Annotated in this window: 10 protein-coding genes; 6 read left to right on the top strand and 4 right to left on the bottom strand. The window is 42.3% G+C overall.

What is annotated here, in order from left to right; all coding sequences use genetic code 11:
- Nucleotides 1–6 precede the first annotated feature (6 nt).
- From WFY05_RS19670 to WFY05_RS19650, 5 genes are all read left to right on the top strand, one after another.
- Nucleotides 7–1,095: a sialidase family protein gene (locus tag WFY05_RS19670; protein ID WP_340114638.1), complete on the top strand. Its 1,089-nt coding sequence runs from the start codon at nucleotides 7–9 to the stop codon at nucleotides 1,093–1,095.
- A 5-nt stretch (nucleotides 1,096–1,100) separates the two neighbouring features.
- Complete coding sequence (locus tag WFY05_RS19665) at nucleotides 1,101–3,305, top strand: TIM barrel protein (RefSeq protein ID WP_340114637.1); 2,205 nt, start codon at nucleotides 1,101–1,103, stop codon at nucleotides 3,303–3,305.
- Nucleotides 3,306–3,383: 78 nt separating this feature from the next.
- Nucleotides 3,384–5,348, top strand: coding sequence for a right-handed parallel beta-helix repeat-containing protein (locus WFY05_RS19660; RefSeq protein WP_340114636.1), 1,965 nt, complete (start codon nucleotides 3,384–3,386; stop codon nucleotides 5,346–5,348).
- A gap of 33 nt (nucleotides 5,349–5,381) precedes the next feature.
- A complete protein-coding gene (locus WFY05_RS19655; protein WP_340114635.1) occupies nucleotides 5,382–6,074 on the top strand; it encodes an L-rhamnose mutarotase in 693 nt (230 codons plus the stop codon).
- 87 nt (nucleotides 6,075–6,161) lie between these two features.
- The gene (locus WFY05_RS19650; RefSeq protein WP_340114634.1) at nucleotides 6,162–8,963 is read left to right on the top strand and encodes a bifunctional YncE family protein/alkaline phosphatase family protein; all 2,802 of its coding nucleotides are present in this window, start codon (nucleotides 6,162–6,164) and stop codon (nucleotides 8,961–8,963) included.
- A gap of 225 nt (nucleotides 8,964–9,188) precedes the next feature.
- On the opposite strand, the gene WFY05_RS19645 is transcribed toward WFY05_RS19650, so the two are convergent.
- From WFY05_RS19645 to WFY05_RS19630, 4 genes are all read right to left on the bottom strand, one after another.
- Nucleotides 9,189–10,445, bottom strand: a complete 1,257-nt coding sequence (locus WFY05_RS19645; RefSeq protein WP_340114633.1) for a BamA/TamA family outer membrane protein — start codon at nucleotides 10,443–10,445, stop codon at nucleotides 9,189–9,191.
- Between the two features lie 24 nt (nucleotides 10,446–10,469).
- Nucleotides 10,470–11,483: an META domain-containing protein gene (locus tag WFY05_RS19640; protein WP_340114632.1), complete on the bottom strand. Its 1,014-nt coding sequence runs from the start codon at nucleotides 11,481–11,483 to the stop codon at nucleotides 10,470–10,472.
- 48 nt (nucleotides 11,484–11,531) lie between these two features.
- Nucleotides 11,532–12,521, bottom strand: a complete 990-nt coding sequence (locus WFY05_RS19635; RefSeq protein ID WP_340114631.1) for an HAD family hydrolase — start codon at nucleotides 12,519–12,521, stop codon at nucleotides 11,532–11,534.
- A gap of 83 nt (nucleotides 12,522–12,604) precedes the next feature.
- Nucleotides 12,605–14,209: an arylsulfatase gene (locus tag WFY05_RS19630; protein WP_340114630.1), complete on the bottom strand. Its 1,605-nt coding sequence runs from the start codon at nucleotides 14,207–14,209 to the stop codon at nucleotides 12,605–12,607.
- A 594-nt stretch (nucleotides 14,210–14,803) separates the two neighbouring features.
- Between WFY05_RS19630 and WFY05_RS19625 the strand changes: the two genes are divergently transcribed.
- Entirely contained in the window at nucleotides 14,804–16,453 is a 1,650-nt protein-coding gene (locus tag WFY05_RS19625) for a BCCT family transporter (protein WP_340114629.1), read from the top strand.
- Nucleotides 16,454–16,464: the final 11 nt, after the last annotated feature.

Below are 16,464 nucleotides of genomic sequence, written 5' to 3'. Positions count from 1 at the left end.
ATGGATATGAAAAATTTGATAGTCGGAGTGATCAGTCTTGTTTTATTGGCAGCTTGTCAGTCTGTGACCAGTGAGAATAAATGGAAAACGGGAATTATCGTAGATGAGTTTATCTACACTGAAGCGCCCTATCCATCGTGTCATGCATCAACCATTGCCGAAACGCCTGAAGGAATGGTAGCCGCTTGGTTTGGAGGAGAGTATGAAAGACATCCGAATGTGGGGATCTGGGTAAGCCATTTGGAAGACGGGAAATGGACACCATCGGTTGAAGTGGCCAACGGAGTTCAAAATGATACACTGCGTTACCCGACCTGGAATCCGGTTTTGTATCAGGTTCCAGATGACGATTTACTGTTATTCTATAAAGTTGGCCCCAGTCCATCCACATGGTGGGGAATGATGATGCGTTCTTCCGACAATGGCCACACATGGTCGGACCCTGAGAAATTGCCTGAAGGATACATTGGACCCGTAAAAAACAAACCGGTTTTGCTTGATGACGGAACACTGATCTGCCCGACCAGCACGGAAGGTGACGGTTGGCGTGTTCATTTTGAAATGACCAAAGACTGGGGAAAGACCTGGGAGAAAACCGAGGCGATCAATAATCCGAAAGTCCATAATATTATTCAGCCCAGCATTTTGAAACATGAGGACGGACGTTTACAGATTTTGTGCCGTAGCCGCAACAGTGTTTTGGTAACTTCGTGGTCAGACGATAATGGAAAAAGCTGGTCGCTTACGCAGCCTTCAGGATTACCCAACAACAACTCAGGAACTGATGCCGTGACATTACAGGATGGCCGGCAACTGGTGGTATATAACCACGTAGCAACGCCAATTGGCGCGAGTAAAGGACACCGTACACCCTTGAATGTAGCCGTTTCTAAAGATGGTAAACACTGGGAAGCCGCGCTTGTGTTGGAGGATTCTGAGATCAGTCAGTATTCTTATCCTGCGGTTATTCAGGCTTCTGATGGTATGGTGCATGTGGTTTACACCTGGCGCCGTGAGCGGATCAAACACGTTGTGATCGATCCTGCCAAACTGAAAACGCAAGCGATAACCGATGAAAAGTGGCCTGAAAATTAAAAGTTATGGCTGTTAGAAAAACAATATTGCTTTTTACGCTGAATCTGTTTGCTTTATTGGTTCTGGCGCAAACTTCCGATACTAAATATGCTCGTCCGTTAACAGATGTTCTGAAAGATATTGAACAACGCTACGATGTAAAACTCCGCATTTCGGGAGATCCGATCGATGGATTGATGCTCGATTATGCCAACTGGCATTTTCGCCCCGATGTGGAAAAAACACTGACCAATGTTCTGGCACCTTTCGATTTGATTTTTATTCCTGACGGGGCCCCCAATAAATTCAAGATTCAGGGCTATCGTTATCATCAACGTTCGGTTGACGATGCCAAAGAGACGCTGGATTATCTGGCTTCGCTTTACAGCAATAAAAGTAAATGGGAAACGCGTCGCGATGAACTAAAAGAATGTATTGAGGAAGCCATTCGATTGGATAAAATGCCGGAGTCGCCCGGTTCTAAGCCAATTCTTTCAGACGAAAGAAAAATGGACGGATATTCGGTGCAGAACATCGGTTTGGAAGTACTCCCCGGATTTTATGTGGCGGGTACCATTTATCGTCCTACCAAAATAAAAGGAAAGATTCCTGTTGTACTTTGTCCGAATGGTCATTTCCCGGATGGAAGATATAACGAGCAAATTCAGAAGCGTTGTGCCGGCCTTGCGCGAATGGGTGCCGTGGCCGTTAATTACGATTTGTTTGGCTGGGGAGAATCAGCCTTGCAGGTAGGTTACGAATCGCACCAGACCAGTATGGCCAATACTATTCAGGCTCTGAACAGTTTCAGGATGCTTGATTATTTGTTGTCATTTGATTATGCTGATCCCGATCGTGTAGGAATTACCGGAGGTTCAGGCGGTGGAAGCCATACAATTCTGATGTCAGCCATCGACGATCGAATTGATGTGAGTGTACCAACAGTAATGATGTCGGCGATTCATTATGGCGGCTGTCCGTGCGAAAGTGGAAATCCGATTCATTTTTGCGGAGGTGGTACCAATAACGTAGAACTTGCCGGGATGTTTGCACCGAAGCCACAGTTGGTCATTTCTGATGGCGGCGACTGGACGGCCAATGTTCCTGACCTGGAATTTCCGTTTCTGAAACGTATTTACGGATTTTATGACGGTGCCATCGTTAAGAATGCACATTTTCCAAAAGAGAATCACGATTACGGTCCATCGAAACGAACAGCCATGTATCATTTTATGGCTGAACAACTGAATTTGGATAAATCAAAAGTATTTGCTAAAAACGGCGAACTTGATGAGTCGGCCATTAAGGTTGAAACCGCTGATGACATGAAAATATTTGGCACGGAAGGAGAGAAGCTTCCTGAAAACGCCATCCGAAGTTTTGATGAACTGGTACAGGTATTCAATCAGGAAACAGGGAGGAAACCAAAATCAGGTGAATTTAAAATTGCGGTTTGCGACTGGATGATCCTTAAACGCCAGAAACTGGGCGTTTTTGAACGCACTGCTGAGATTGGTGCCGACGGAATTGAACTCGATATGGGAGGATTGGGGATCCGACCGACCTGGGACAATAAAATGCTAAATCCGATAGAAAGGAAGATCTTTCTGGACAAGTTAAAAGAATATGATCTTGAATTTTCGTCGGTGGCGATGTCGGGTTTTTACTCACAGTCGTTTCCAACACGCGATGGTGTTGAGCGATTGATCGATGACTGCATCAACACCATGAACCTGATAGGAGTGAAAGTTGCCTTCCTTCCACTGGGTGTTGAAGGTGATCTCACCAAATTTCCTGAGCGCAGAACAGCCATTGTTGAGCGCTTAAAAATGGCAGGTAAAAAAGCAGAAGCAGCCGGTGTGGTAATCGGTATTGAAACTTCGCTCGATGCCAAAGGTGAAATTGAATTACTGGAAGAAATTGGCTCACCGGCCATCAAAATATATTACAATTTTCAGAATCCGCTGGAAGCCGGAAGAGATCTGTATCAGGAGTTGAAAACATTAGGGAAGGATCGGATCTGCCAGATTCACTGTACCGACACGGATGGTGTTTTGCTGGAGAACAATACTCGGCTCGATATGCATAAAGTAAAAGAAACACTCGACGAAATGGGCTGGTCGGGCTGGTTGGTGATTGAACGTTCGCGCGATGCCAACAATGTGCGCGATGTGGTTGGGAATTTTGGAGCCAACACACGATATTTAAAATCGATCTTTCAAAAAAAATAAACTCACGCAAAGACGCAGAGTCGCAAAGAAATGTTGCTAAAATCATTGCGTCTTAGCGGGATAAAAACCAATAGAACCATGAAGTACCTGATCTTTATAATTTTTATAATGCTGTTTTTACAGGTCGATGCCACTGAAATTTGGGTGTCGACAACCGGAAGCGACAATAATCCCGGTACAAAAGCCAAGCCTTTAAAGACACTTCAAAAGGCGCAAATAAAAGCAAGGGAATTAAGAGGGAATGATACCGCAATTGATGGTATTCGGGTAATAATTAAAGCAGGTAATTATTTTTTGCAAGAGCCCCTAATCTTTGGACCTGATGATTCAGGCACTGATAATTCGCCAACAGTTTATATGGCTGAAGAGAATGCAACGGTTGTAATAAATGGTGGCGTAAAAGTATCGGACTGGCAGCAGGTTGACGGAAATCTTTACAAAGCAACACTTGATCGGGATACTAAGCTTCGAACGCTTTTTGTCAACGGCAAAAGAAAGTGCATGGCGGGTACTGATATTCCTGTTAACGGTTTAGGCGATTGGGGTAGTTTTACTGTTGAAGGAAATGAACCCTGGGCATTTGGAGCCGGTTCGGCCATCGATGGGATAAAATTTAGCTCTGAAGATATTAAAGCCTATTCCAATCCTGAAGACATTGAGCTGGTACAATTCAATATCTGGACTGAAAAAATATTGTGTGCCAGAGATATTGAAGTGATTGGCGATACAACTGTAGTAAAATTGCAACAACCTTATGGAGCCATAGCTACAACAATGGCCTGGGCCGGGAAAATCAACTATAAAAAAAGCTTCGTGATTCGAAATGCATTAGAATTGCTCGATTCGCCGGGTGAATTTTATTTCGATCGGAAAACTAAAACGCTATTTTATTACAGCGAAGGTGAAGACATGGCAAAGGCAGAAATCATAGCCCCAACCTCTGAAGGTTTGATTCATGTCAAAGGAGAGTCGAACGCGAAGAGAGCGGAAAACATTCGTTTTGAGGGCATTACTTTTTCAAACGATCACTGGCCACTTATGAAGGTTGCTGATTCGTACGGATTTGCCGGGATTCAGAGTTTAGGACTGGCTGTAAAATACATTCCGGGAGGAAACTGGCATCCCACAAAATACAACAGTACCGATGTTCCGCGAGGTACAGTACAAATTGAAAATGCAGAGAGTATCCAATTTATCAGAAACCGCTTTGAAGGCATCAGTTCTGCCATTGCGATCAATCTGGTGAATGACGTAAAAGATTGTCTTATTGAAGGAAACTATTTTCACGATATGTTGGGAAATGCCGTAAGTATTGGTCACCCGCAACATTACGAAATTGGCGATGGAGCCATTTACGGTAAAGGTGTTGAAGGCCTTTGTGAGAATAATACAGTCAGTAACAATTACCTTCGTAACGTCAGCCTCGATTTTAGACAGGTGGAAGGCATTACTTCCTTTTTTGTTGCCAATACCAAAATAGAACACAACGATATTGCCGGCACTCCATACGGTGCAATAGTCTGTGGCTGGTGGTGGGGGAACTCAGGTATTCCGGCTTCTAAACTGGCTAAAAACAACAGCATCAGTTACAACAAAGCCGGCGATACGCACCAGGTTTTGGACGATGGCGGAATTCTGTACCTGTTAGGAGAGCAACCCGGCACCATAGTGGAAGGTAACTATGTTTTTAACGGGCCACGTTGTATTTATCCCGATGATGGATCGGCCTACCTGACCATCACACGAAACGTGATCGGAAATCCGAGTTATAAATGGATGTGGCTGCACCTGTGGACCAAAAGATGCCACGATATTGTTGCCCGCGAAAACTACGTGAAAAACAACCTGCTGATGGACAATGGCACCAACAATACCATTGAAGAAACGTATTCGTTCCGTGAAGATGAATTTTCAGAGGAAGCCCAACAGATCATGGAAAATGCAGGTATTGAAGATGAATTTAAGGATATTATCCCCGCATCAGAACCGGAGAAAATCAATATCCATCCGGCGGATTTTAAAGAAAGAGATGTGTTTCATTAGTAGAATTGTACACATTTAATTATCAAGAAAAATATGAAATACCTGCCTGTTCTACTTGTCGTTTTTATCACTGCAGCCTGTGGTCAGAAAAATCAAAAAAAAACGGACGAAGAAATTGTTCTGTCAAAGTCAAACAGTATTGCTATTGAATTTATCCTTAAAGATGAAGTAGGAAAAAATGCCTTACTGAATCTTCTGAAAGCGACTCCCATGGAATGCTACCAGTGGAAAAACCATGTTGTACTGTTTGGAAATGCAGCGGATACTGCCGGGATAGTGCCATCCATAAAACAGTCAGGTTTAACTGCTAAAATAAAACGCTACAATTCGCCCATGTACATTTTCGACAAAGCCAGTCGTTGCCCTGATACAACTACCGCACCAAAACCCTGGAAGAATTACTTGCTGACGGCTAACCTGGTTGAGGATAGCGCGCTTCAGCAAGAATATGTGAACTATCATGCCGCGCAATTTGATGAGTGGCCGGAAGTGGCTCAAGGTTTTTGCAATGCCAATTTTCAGCAGCTTTTGGTTTATAAAAATGGAAGACAGTTGTTGTTGGTGATCTCAGTTCCGGCTGATAAAACTCTGGATGAGTTGGATCCGCTTACCCTGGAAAATAATCCTAGGATGATGGAATGGAATAACATTATGTCCACTTACCAGGAAGGAATTGAAGGAACAGCTCCGTATGAAACCTGGGTTTTTCTGGAAAAAGTGGAATAAACCACCTCAAATAGTGATTTATTGATTTTTGTTAAAGACCGGTTCAGCTGAGTTAATTACTTTTATTCGGCATAAATCAAGCTGAAAATGAAAAATCTTTGTTTACTACTTTTTTCTGCAGTACTTCTCTTTTCTTGTTCAAAAGATAAACAGGGCCATCCATGGATTGCAAATGCACCTGCAGACGATCGTTATGTAGAGATCGATAACGAAGGTGAAACCATCATTCCCAACGGTCGGATTTTAACACCTGAAGGTAAAAGTATTTTGGTGGCGCCACATCCGTTTGGGCTTACACTTAGTCCAGATGGAAATACAGCCATAACAGCGAATTCTGGAACTAATCCACTGTCGATCACCATCATCCGGAATATTCTTTCCGATAATCCGGAAGTTCAGCAGATTCCACCCGGTTCATCCACCGACAAAGGAGTTTTGGCTTCGGTCTTTATGGGTCTTGCGGTTTCCAACGATAATAGCGTGGTGTATGTTGCCGGCGGGCAGGAAAACTGCATTTATATTTTCGACCTTGAAACCGGCGAAAAGACGGGAAGTATAGATTGCAGTTTTGTTTCGGATGAAGAAGATTATTCTGATGGTTACATCGGAGATCTGACAATGTCTAAAGACGGGAAAAAACTGTATGCTGTTGATCAAATTGGATTTCGAATGCTGATCATCGATTCCGAAAGCGGCAAACTGGAGCACAATGTCCCAGTTGGTCGCTATCCTTTTGGTATTTGCCTTTCGCCCGATGAAAAAAAGGTGTATGTGGCCAACGTTGGAATGTTCCAGTACAGCATGCTCGAAGGTATTACAGCTGAAAATGTCGGCGAAAAAGCACGCAGATACCCGACCTCGGCCTACGGAAGTGAAGATATGAAGGAAGGTTATGTAACCGAAGATAGTTTAACGGTGCCCGGGCTGGGAGATATGAACTCGCCGGAAGCTTTCTCGGTTTTTACAATCGATATTGAAGATCAGAACAAACCGGAAGTGATTGCCAAGACAAAAACCGGAAATCTGGTGGGCGATTTGGTCGAAGGAATTCCGGCAGTGGGAGGCGCCAGTCCGAATTCGCTGGTGGCTACTGATGATTTTGTTTTTGTAACCAACGGAACCAACGACAATATTTCAGTGATCTCGATCGAAAAAGATACCGTGGTCAACACCATATACATTAAACCTGATCCTAGAATCAAACAGTTTAGGGGCGTAATTCCTTTTGGTTTGGCGCTTTCACCTGATCAGGAAAAACTTTTTGTGGCCTGTTCCGGCATCAATGCTGTAGGGGTAGTCGATGCGAAGAAACTTGAAGTGTTGGGATACATTCCTGCCGGATGGTTTCCCGCAAAACTAAAAGTGAGTAATGATGGAAAAAAACTGATCGTTTCTAACGCCAAAGGATTTGGAAGCGGACCAAACGGAGGCTCCACTTTTAAACGTGGCCATGAAGGAAGTTACATCGGATCGCTTATGAAAGGAACAGTTCAGGTACTAGATATTCCAAATAATGAAGAACTAAAAAACATGACGGCTCAAGTGATTGCCAATAATTTTAATTTTAAAAAAGCTTCAGATTCGCGATTTGCCAAACGGAAGGAAAATCCGGTTCCGTTATATCCGGGAGAAAAGGAGAGTCCGATAAAACACATTGTATTTATTTCAAAGGAAAACCGTACATACGATGAGGTTTTTGGTCAGGTTGAAAATGGAAACGGTGAAGCCGGACTGGCCCGGTACGGGAAAGGTGTATCTTTTCATAACTGGAAGAAAACGGATTCAGTTCAGAATGCTGATGTAATGGTAAACCACCTGAAGATCGCTCGGGATTTTGCCATGTCGGATAATTTTTATGTAGATTCGGATGTGAGTGCCGACGGTCATCGCTGGTTGGTAAATACTTATCCGAACGAGTGGACTGAAACATGCACTGCCGCCAGTTACGGTGGAAACCGAAGTTTTAAATTCAACTCAAAAGCGCCAGGTATTTATGCCATGAATGGAACGGCCGGTGCCATTTACCCGGAAGATTATAACGAAGCCGGTTCTATGTGGGATCACCTCGAACGTAACGATGTGGATTTTTACAACTTTGGTTTCAGCATCATGTTCGAGCCGGGACTTTATGAGAAGGAGTTCAAGTACGCAGGAATTCATCACTATATCAATTATCCTTTACCACAACCGATCTGGGATAGAACTTCGAAACATTATCCCACTTATAACATGGCGATACCCGATCAGTTCCGTGTCGATCAGTTTAAAAAAGAGTTTGAGGAGAAATGGATGAACGACAAGGATACCATGCCTGCATTTATGACTGTGATTCTTCCGAATGATCACGGTGCAGGTGATCGACCTGAAGCCGGTTATCCTTTCCGCGAAAGTTACATGGCCGATAACGACCTGGCTGTGGGTAGGATTGTTGAATACCTTTCGCAAACGCCTTACTGGAAAAATATGTTGATCGTGATCACTGAAGACGATGCACAAAATGGCGTGGATCATATAGATGCGCACCGCAGTGTGCTGATGTTGATCTCACCCTGGGTGAAACGCGATTATGTGAGCCACGTACATTACAGTTTCGGTAGCCTGTTCAAAACATTCTGGAATATCCTTGGTCTGCCGTATTTAAATCAGTATGATGCCGGGGCAAACGATCTTGCCGATTTCTTCAGTTCTGATCCCGATTATACACCTTACCGTGCTGTCGCAGTCGACTCACGGATTTTTGATCCGCAAAAAGCACTTGATCCGTTTGATGAGAATTTCGACTGGAAAACACTGGAGGAATCACCCGTAATGGATGATAAGGAAGATATGATACGCGAAAGTAAGGAACGCGATGAGTACCGTTTGGAGAATCGTGAGAAAGATGACTAACCAGGTTAAAAGAAACGGAAGAATAATTATTCTTCCGTTTCTTTTAAATTCCGGCCTTTATTTATACACTTTAATATCAATGAAAAAATTCAGTGTTGAATTACTAATTTAAATAAGATTCCAAGCGAAGTTGTTTTCATATTTTAGAAAATTTTAGTAACATTATAATCTACAGAAAATTCATGTTGGACCATGTGCTGGTTCAATAATTGAATCCTCACATTGTTAAAATACTTCATTTATACCGAGGTAAAATCCACTTGCGCCATATTTTCCCCAGGCAAAATCAAGGTTCAGATTAGCTCTCGATTTTTTATTTAACATTATTCTCAATCCTGTTCCATAAGCGTAGTCCAGATACTCAAACAGGTTAATGTCAGCCAGGTTGCTTCCTGTTGTATTTTTAGAGCCGGCTCGGTTGCTTCCTGATGTTGCATTTATAAATAAAACTCCACCAAAAGTTTCTTTATTTTTTTGCAATGGGAACCGGTATTCAATCTCACCATATACGATATCCGGACCTCTGAAGCGACCCTGTGTATATGCGCGTCCTGATCTTCCAAACTGATCCCAGCCAACGGCAGGCAAGTCCAGGTAAGGTACATCTCCTGAAGTTACAAACCATCCATAAGTCCAAAATCCTATTAAATGACGTGGGCGTTCCGGATTCAAGTGGATATAGTCTCGATATTCCATCCAAAGTATGGAGGAGCTTTTAACGCTACCTAAAAATTCCGGATTAACACGTAAATTCACAAAAGCATATCTTCCGCTATACGGATTAATGGCATTGTCGCGACTGTCATATAAAGCATTTAAGGAAATTCCTGATAAAGTATATTTCTCACTCGAGAAACCTGTGAGTGTCTGATAACCGTAATGACTCGTGATAATTGGTGGATCAGCGTCTAAATCAAGCAAATTATCCTTTATTTTAGAATGAATATCAAGATGATAACCCAATCCGGCAAAAAAACGGGTATCCTCGATTTGTTTCAACACCGTTTCATGGAATCGCAGGTAATTAAACTCCATCATTTGCGCATCCGGGATTGGTTCACTAAACTGGCCATCGTCGTATTCAATTCCCTGACCTACAGGTTTTGTTGATTGCGGTCCGGTTCCAAGGCCATAAGTGGGTTGTGATGTTATAAAGTAACGCCAGTCGCCCAAAAGGTTCCAGTCGTCTCCTTCCAGAAATACATTCGTTTTGGCGGTAAACATGAACTGTTTCTTTGTTGTATAAATTAATGTGCCTAAACCTGAAGAGATACTTGTATTTGAAGCATCACCCATAAACCAACTTACTCCAGGTGCTACTCCAAACATCCACGCTGTAGTTGGGTTGTATGCAATTACAGGAAGTGGAATGATCGAAAGGTTTTTCTCTTTGTTCTCTTTCTTATCTTCTTTTTCTGTGTTTTCGGCAAAAGCTACGAATGTAAAAATGGTCAGTAGTATTGCTAATGTTGTTTTTGTCATATGGTTTATCACTCATTTATTGGTTTAATCTACTTTTTTCATGATTATTAAAACTTCGCCTTGTTCATCTGAAAGCGAGAGTTTCATGTTGGTAATTTTATAGCCACGAACCTGCGGAATAAGTTTGTTGAACTTATCAGGAATGTTCATATCCATGCACATTTTCTTTGTTCCGACCAGCATCCCAAAAACAAGTTCTGAATTGGTGAGCGTGGAAATTTTTCCGGAAATGTTATTGCATCCATCCGTTCCGGACACCGTTAATTCGGTACTGTTGATTTCGAGGCGGGGGGCTTTCCCCTCATCATTTATTGCTTCGCCTTCAACCACTTCGGCTACCCAAATATCGTTCAACAAAATTTTGGCTTCTGTTCCTTTGGTAAACTCAAGCAAATCGTTGCCGTTTTCATCCTTAAAAGTCAGCGTGTTTTCCGAAAGCTCGTATTGCTTCACAGCCTGAAGCGCTTTATTAAATGCAGTGGCAATTGCCATGTCGGGGCACATTTTCTGAGTGGCTGCCAGCGGACCGAGTTCGATTGTACTTTCACTAAGTTTGCTGATACTTCCGGTAAAATTATTGCAGTTATCGATTCCGCTTATCTGCATCTTAGTAATATCGATATAGACGGTTGGCAGAACACCTGCTCCGCGTGTAGAAGGCAGTTTTATTATCGAGCCATTTATTTTCTGGGCATTCCAGGTTCCGTTAAGACCTAACTTTGAGTCTTCTGTTTTCTCAAGTACGTCAACCAATATATATTTAATTGACGAAGCATCGGCCGGTACATTCTCGAGCTGTTCTTCTTTTACTTTTAGTTTGTAAATGAAACCGGGCTCGTATTCAAAACCTTCAATTTTTGAGTAGAAGTTTTGCCAGGTTCCATCTTCAATAGCTTTTCCTTTTTGGATCAACATACATTTCATCGGGCCAACACCAACGCAATCTACCTGGTAGCTGTTCACCCAATAAATATTTTCATTTGTTGTATTACAGGATACTATGATGAAGATAAGGGTCAGAAGATAAATAAATTTCATTTTGCATTTATTATTAATTCGACAGATATTAAAATTAGGACTGTGTACTTAGTTCCCAAAAATTTCTTTGAAATCGTCTTTCATACTCACCACATACCAGCCTTTTTGGTCAGCATCTTCAACAGCTTTTTCAGTGCCGTGCATGTAGCTGTATTCGCGTGTTTCGTCGTTGTGATGCACCAAAATTGCCATTGATGGTCCGCTGCCCGAAAGCGTGTATTCCATCATTTGGTAGTCGCCGTCGCTGTTACCGGCAGCAAAAATAGGTTTGCGGCCAATGTGCAATTCTATGTTAGGTGGTTTTATTTGTTGGTCGTTCGCCGACTGGATTTTTCCGGTACGGACCAGATATTTACCTGTATCATTGCTAACATACTCTAGCACAACACTGCTGCCAACCACATTCTCTTTCGGGATGTTGTAAATTTCCTCCGAAACCGTACGTACAGAAGTGATTTCGCCACCGGTTACGATGTACACTTTAAAGTCGTTAGCTTGCAGATAGTGAACCAACTGAACCATTGGCGAAAAAGTTGTTTCTTTTAGCGGGCGGTTAAACTTGCTGTGCTGAACAGTAGATAATGTTTGATATACAAAATCTTTGTAGTCTTCTTCTTTTTGTCCGTCGTGTGTTCCGAATAATTTGGCAATTAATGTGCCTGTATCATAATCCGCTAAAACCGACAGGTCGTTATTGACAATACCGGCAAACAGCTTATCGTCCTTCCATTCAGGGTGCTTTGGATATTCACTTTTTATATAGGCAAATTCGATCTCCACCGGAATATAGAGCGGTTTTTCGCACCACAAAGTACCATCGTTATCAAAAACAGCAATACGGTCTTCAACTTTTACAAAGTCAACGGAATTCTGATCACTTACATTCTTTACAAAATCTGAGATTGCAGTCTTTACTTCGCTATCGTTCCAAAGTGAAAGAGGATCGCTTTCAACGATTGATGTTGTTGTTGCCTGCTCGGAAGGGGATGTGCAACTTATGAAAGCAATTAATACCCAGATTAATACGGATTTATTCATTTTGATTCAGTTTTGATGAATTAAAATAATTGCCCTGCTGAACACTTACAGCAGAGCAATCACTATTTTATTAGTTTATGTAATTAATGGCCTCCACCCGGATTATTAAGCATTTCTTCAATTTTGCTCAAATTGAAAGCACCTGGTGTTTGCGATGGCGGATATTCCTTCATCGTAAGGAGAAACTGTGAAGCCAGTTGCTGAATGGGAACAAGTACAAAGGCATGATCCAGGAGCCAATCATAGTAAGTATTTGAATTATGCAGTGCCTTTTCAAACGGATCTCGTCTTAAATTAAAAACGTAAGGCACACGCAATTCCACGAAGGGTTCTATCCAAACGCCAAACTTCTCGCCCCTGTTTTCAAGAAATACAGCTTTCCAGTCGTCGTAACGGGCTGCAACAACCTGACCGTCGTCATTTACGTACCAAAATTCGTGGCGAGGTGATTCTTCAACCTTACCTGAAAGGTAATCGAGTTGATTGTAGCCATCAATGTAATTTCTGTATGATCTGCCATTTATAGTGGTTCCTTCTTTCAGGCGTTCTTTTACATCGGTATCACCGGCAGCCGCGGCGAAAGTAGGCAACCAGTCTTCGTGCGAAACAATACCGTTCAGCGTTTTTCCTTCAGGGAAATGACCGGGCCAGCGAATAAATGCCGGGACTCGGTAAGCTCCTTCCCAATTCGAGTTCTTTTCACCATGGAATGGAGTTGTACCGGCATCGGGCCAGGTATTGTAATGAGGACCATTGTCGGTTGAATAAAAAACAATGGTGTTATCGGCTATTCCCAGTTCATCCAGTACCTGCAACAACTGTCCAACATGCATATCGTGTTCAACCATTCCATCGCTGTATTCATCCTGTCCTGAAATTCCACGATGTTCTTCTTTTACGTGAGTTCTGAAGTGCATTCTGGTTCCATTCCACCAACAGAAAAATGGTTTGCCTGCTTCGTTCTGACGTTTAATAAAATCAACAGCTGCAGCCACCGTTTCATCATCGATGGTTTCCATGCGTTTTTTTGTAAGAGGGCCTGTATTTTCAATGGTTTGACCACCATTACCATCGGCTTTACATTTTAATACCCCGCGTGGAGCGTAGGTTTCTGCAAAAGTTTTGCCGCTCTTTAGTACCATATCGCCCGGATAATCTTCGTTTTCGGGTTCTTCCTCAGCGTTCAGGTGGTAAAGGTTCCCAAAAAATTCGTCGAAGCCATGCATTGTTGGGAGGTGTTCATCACGGTCGCCCTGATGGTTTTTACCAAACTGGCCGGTAGCATAGCCTCGGCCTTTCATCACTGTTGCAATGGTTACATCCGTTTTTTGCCATCCTTCCTTAGCACCGGGTAACCCAACTTTTGTCATACCTGTTCTAACTGGAACATTTCCGCCTATAAAAGCTGCTCGTCCGGCAGTACAACTTTGTTGAGCATAATAATCGGTAAATGCAAGACCTTCGTTGGCAATACGATCGATGTTGGGTGTGTGATAACCCATCATTCCCCGGTTATTGTGGCTAATGTTCCATGTACCGATATCATCACCCCAAATCACTAAGATGTTTGGTTTTTCGGTGTTCTGTGCATTTAAACTTTTGGGGCTTACAAATGAGGTCATGGCAAGAAGAACTACAAACACTCCAATACCTGACATTCTTAAAAAAGAAAATTTTAAATTTTTCATAATTACAAATTGGAAATTCTATGTTAACATTTATCTGTCTCATTACAAGTTAAGTGTATTTTGAAAAAAATGCAATTTAAATATGGTCTTAATAAGCTGTTCTTCGAATTCGTTTTTTACTCATCTCTGATAAATGCTCTTTGAGTTAGTGTAAAGAAGATTCTATGGAAATATAAACAGGCACGTATCTGATAGAAAATGCTGTCATTATTACAGTAGAATTCTTCATTGACTCTTTGAGCTTGCAAAAAGAATTTAGTTGCCGTTCACGAAAAAATTGGACTGTTTTTAAGCGAAATGTACTCTTGTTGTGCCAATCTGTTAGGTAGTTTCCAAAGTGCTGTTTAATTACAATTCCCTGTAATATTTGCTTTTCACCAAAAAAAGTCTTATTGTAAAGGCTTTCTGCTACCAAATGAAATTTCGTCTTTGCACATGTTTATTGGATGTTTTTTGTGAACAGGTGTACGATTTAAACAACGTTGCTTGTTAAATATCCCGGATGATTTGGAGTGGTCTTTTACGAAAATCCATGAGATTTTAAAAACATAAACCAATCAGGAAAAGAATAGGCTTGTAATTTAACACTTCATTATGGCAAAAAAAGAAAAAGCACCTCACGAAGGAGAAGCTCACCTGGTAAGCACCAAGAAGTATTTTGATGTAGACGGACCCGTTTTTTGGCCGGCAGCGATAGTAATTGTTCTTTTTATTGCAATTACATTGATTGTTGGCGAACCCATGAATAAGGTCTTCTCAACCATTCAAACTTCAATTTCGGATTATGGCGGCTGGTTTTTTGTAATCACCGTGAACGTTTTTCTCTTCTTTGTGCTTTATGTAGCCTTTAGTAAGTTTGGCAAAATTAGATTGGGAGGAAGCAAAGCCAAACCCGAATTTTCGAAAGGAGCCTGGTTTGCCATGCTTTTTAGTGCAGGTATGGGAATTGGTATCCTATTCTGGAGTGTTGGTGAACCTATTAATCACTTTATACATCCTCCGGGGGGCGAAGAACGAACCGTGGAAGCAGCACGCTTGTCGATGGAAATTACTTTTCTGCACTGGGGATTGCATGCCTGGGGTATTTACGCTTTGGTAGGAATGGCCCTGGCCTTTTTTACTTTCAATAAGAAATTACCGCTTACCATCAGCTCCATTTTTTATCCGCTGTTAGGGAAAAAAATATATGGCCCATGGGGAAAAGCAATTAATGTGCTGGCTGTTGTGGCTACACTTTTTGGTCTGGCAACATCGCTGGGTATGGGCGTACAACAGGTTAGTGCCGGCCTCGCTCACCTTTTTAACATGCCCGACACCATAACCTCGCAGGTTATTTTGATTACCGTCATTACGCTTGCCGCCACAGGATCGGTAATTGCCGGATTAAGCGGCGGTGTAAAACGATTAAGTGAACTGAACATGCTCATTGGAGCGGTCTTTTTGCTTTTTATGATTATTGTGGGACCAACACTTTTTATTTTCGATTCGTTTATTCAGAACCTGGGCGGATATATTCAGAACTTTTTTGAGTTGTCGACCTGGACAGAAACCTACCAGCAGTCGGATTGGCAACGCGACTGGACCGTTTTCTACTGGGCCTGGTGGGTGAGTTGGTCGCCATTTGTGGGCATGTTTATCGCACGTATTTCAAGAGGACGAACACTAAAAGAATTTGTGCTGGGTGTATTAATCGTGCCCACTTTACTTACGTTTTTATGGCTTTCAACATTTGGCGGAAGTGCCATGTTTCTCGAGTTAAATTCAATGGCCGATATTGCAGGTGCGGTAACCGATAATATTGCCACATCTCTTTATGTATTGCTGGAACAATTCCCGATATCAGCAGTAACATCAACAGTTGGAGTGATTTTGGTAACCAGTTTTTTTATTACCTCTTCCGACTCGGGTTCGTTGGTGGTTGACTCGTTAACAGCCGGTGGAAAATTAGATGCTCCGGTACCTCAGCGTATTTTTTGGGCGCTCACCGAGGGAGCTGTTGCAGCCGTTTTACTGATTGGTGGCGGGCTCGGAGCACTGCAAACCGCAGCCATCTCAACCGGTTTGCCCTTTGCTATTATTTTGCTCATCGTAGTTTGGAGTTTGTTAAAAGGATTACGCGAAGAGCACCAGGGATTAATGGAAATACAACGCGAAAAAGAACATAAAGAATATTTGGAAACCATTTCAAAAATGATCCAAAAACGGGGAACAGAACAACGCGTTTCAAAATCAAAAAAAGAATAACGACAATTTAT

It is taken from the genome of Maribellus mangrovi, from assembly GCF_037646455.1.
GTDB classification, from domain to species: Bacteria; Bacteroidota; Bacteroidia; order Bacteroidales; family Prolixibacteraceae; genus Draconibacterium; species Draconibacterium mangrovi_A.
This window is presented reverse-complemented; position numbering and strand designations above follow the sequence as displayed.